Genomic DNA, 2,395 nt, shown 5'->3' on the forward strand with positions numbered 1-2,395 from the left:
CCTTCGATGTCCTTGTCGACGCCCGCCATGATGCGGATCAGCGTCGACTTGCCCGAGCCGTTCAGGCCGAGCACGCCGATCTTCGCGCCGGGAAAGAACGACAGCGAGATGTCCTTCAGGATCTGGCGCTTGGGCGGCACGATCTTGCCGACCCGGTTCATCGTGAAAACGTATTGGGCCATTTCGGTGTGAAAGTCAGAAGTGGTTGGGACGGCCGCGCAGCGCGCGGGCGTGGCGGCGTCGGGTGATTCGGTACGGAGCGTGCCGCGCGGGGCGCGGCGGTGCGAGCGCGTATTGTACTTCGCCGCCGGTTGCCGCTGGCGCGGTGCAGGCCATTCGGCCGACCTTCGCTTACAGCCACGCGGCGACGCCGCCGTGCCCCGAGCACGTGCCGCGCCGGTGACGGCTGAAGCTGTACGTGCCGTCGCGGCAGCGCGCGCTCGCACCCTCCGGCACGCGCCCTGATTTCGAATGGGCGGGCGCGTGCACGGTTTCGCCGTCGCGGTTGCGATACGTGTCGTGACGGTCGAGATCGGCTTCGTTGCCGTAGCCGGGTGATGCGCGATAGGCGTGCGCGGCAGGGGGCAACGCGGCGCCCGCGACGAACAGCGCGGCGGACAGGGTCGCGATATGGGTCGCACGGCGGAGCAGGGCACGCATGGTCTCTCTCGTTCGGTTCGTTGTTATCGAGGTCGGGCAATGTCGAGCCGATGGCCCGCGCCGCATGTTAGCGGATCGACGCGGCGCCGCCGCGCGACGCTAGGCCGCGCCGGTCATCGACGCCGCGCCGTCGGCCTGCGCGGCATCGAGAATCCAGCGGCGGAACGCGGCAACCTTCGGCCGTTCCGCGTGATGCGGCGGATAGACGAGGTAGTACGCGAAATCGTCGAGCCACGCGACGTCGGCAAGCTGCACGAGCCGGCCGCTCGCCAGCTCGCCGCGCACCATCGCGGCCGGCAGCAGCCCGGCGCCCTGGCCGGCGACGATCGCCTGCAGCAGCAGGCCCGAATCGTCGAACGCGGGGCCGCGCGGCGGGCCGAAATCGTCGATCCGCTGCGCGCCGAACCAGATGTGCCAGCCCTTGCGTTCGGCGTCGTGCAACTGCGGCCAGCCGACGAGCTCGGCCGGCGTCGCCGGCATGCCGAGCCGCGCGACGAGGTCGGGCGACGCGAGCGCGACGATTTCCACCGTCAACAGGCGTTCGCTGCACAGCCCGATGTAGCGCCCGAGGCCGTGGCGGATCGCGACGTCGACGCCGTCGCGCGCGAAATCCGCGAGCGCGTGGCTCGTGAGAACCTGCAGGTCGACGTCCGGGCACGCCTGCCGGAACTGCGCGAGGCGCGGGACCAGCCACGCGGACGCGAAGAACGGCGTGACGCTCACCGTCAGCACGCCGCTGTCGGCGGCGCCCGACACGCGCTGCGACGCATCGGCGATCTGCCGGAACGCGTTGCGCACGGGCGGCAGGTAGTCGCGACCGGCGGCCGTCAGCAGGATGCCGCGGTTCACGCGCTCGAACAGTTGCACGCCGAGATGCGTCTCGAGGGTGCGGATCATCTGGCTCACCGCGCCGGGCGTGACCGACAGCTCCTCGGCCGCGGACTTCACCGACAAGTGGCGGGCGGCGGCTTCGAACGCGCGCAACGCGTTGAGCGGCGGCAGACGGGAGCGAGTCATTCAGTTTTTCTAAAGCGAAAGGTCGACGAAATATCGTTTGAGACGACGTGTATGCGCGCGTACCGTTGACGCATCGAATCGCCTGTTTCGCGGCTGCCTGTCGGGTGCCGATCGGCGGCCGATGTGATCAACATAGTTCAACTATATCCACGGGGCAATCCGGACGCCGCCCGGCAGCCGGTGGAACCTGAAAGGAGCATCGTCATGAACCGCCCGGGCGCATCACGCGTTTTCCATGGCTGGTACGTGGTGGTGGCCGCGTTCGCCGTCACGTTCGTCGGGTTCGGCAGCGCCTATACGTTCAGTGCGTTCGTCGAATCGCTGCAGCGGGATTTCGCCGCGTCGCGCGGCCAGATCTCGCTCGTGTTCTCGCTCGCCGGCTTCCTGTACTTCGGCTTCGGCATCGTCAGCGGGCCGCTGGCCGATCGTTTCGGCTCGCGGCGGCTCGCCGTCGCCGGGATGCTGCTGACCGGCGCGGGGCTCGCGGCCGCCGGCGCGGCGCATACGCTGCTGCAGGTCTATGTCGCGTACGGGCTCGGTGTCGGGTTCGGCGTCGGCTGCGCGTACGTGCCGGCCGTCGGCGCCGTCCAGCGCTGGTTCGTGCGCCGGCGCGGATTCGCGTCGGGGCTCGCGGTCGCGGGGATCGGCGTGGGCACGCTGGTGATGCCGCCGCTCGCGTCCGCGCTGATCGCGCAGGTCGGCTGGCGCGGCGGGTATT

General features: G+C 70.0%; 4 protein-coding genes. 1 reads left to right on the forward strand and 3 read right to left on the reverse strand.

Translation table 11 applies throughout. The features are described 5' to 3' along the window. From H3O04_RS34990 to gcvA, 3 genes are all read right to left on the reverse strand, one after another. The coding region (locus tag H3O04_RS34990) for an ATP-binding cassette domain-containing protein (protein WP_202589479.1) at positions 1-182 on the reverse strand (182 nt) is incomplete at its 3' end. A gap of 169 nt (positions 183-351) precedes the next feature. Further along, the gene (locus tag H3O04_RS34995; RefSeq protein WP_006477057.1) at positions 352-660 is read right to left on the reverse strand and encodes a DUF3761 domain-containing protein; all 309 of its coding nucleotides are present in this window, start codon (positions 658-660) and stop codon (positions 352-354) included. 99 nt (positions 661-759) lie between these two features. Beyond that, a complete protein-coding gene (gcvA, locus tag H3O04_RS35000; protein WP_006477056.1) occupies positions 760-1,677 on the reverse strand; it encodes a transcriptional regulator GcvA in 918 nt (305 codons plus the stop codon). A 204-nt stretch (positions 1,678-1,881) separates the two neighbouring features. Between gcvA and H3O04_RS35005 the strand changes: the two genes are divergently transcribed. Then, positions 1,882-2,395, forward strand: a 514-nt coding sequence (locus H3O04_RS35005; RefSeq protein ID WP_202589480.1) for an MFS transporter, incomplete at its 3' end; no start/stop codon positions are given.

This window comes from Burkholderia sp. KCJ3K979 (assembly GCF_016759955.1).
Classification (GTDB): domain Bacteria; phylum Pseudomonadota; class Gammaproteobacteria; order Burkholderiales; family Burkholderiaceae; genus Burkholderia; species Burkholderia orbicola.

What these genes read in the sequence shown, in the direction of transcription:
- H3O04_RS34995 (WP_006477057.1), bottom strand. Translation starts at nt 660, where the DNA reads ATGCGTGCCCTGCTCCGCCGTGCGACCCATATCGCGACCCTGTCCGCC.
- gcvA (WP_006477056.1), bottom strand. Translation starts at nt 1,677, where the DNA reads ATGACTCGCTCCCGTCTGCCGCCGCTCAACGCGTTGCGCGCGTTCGAA.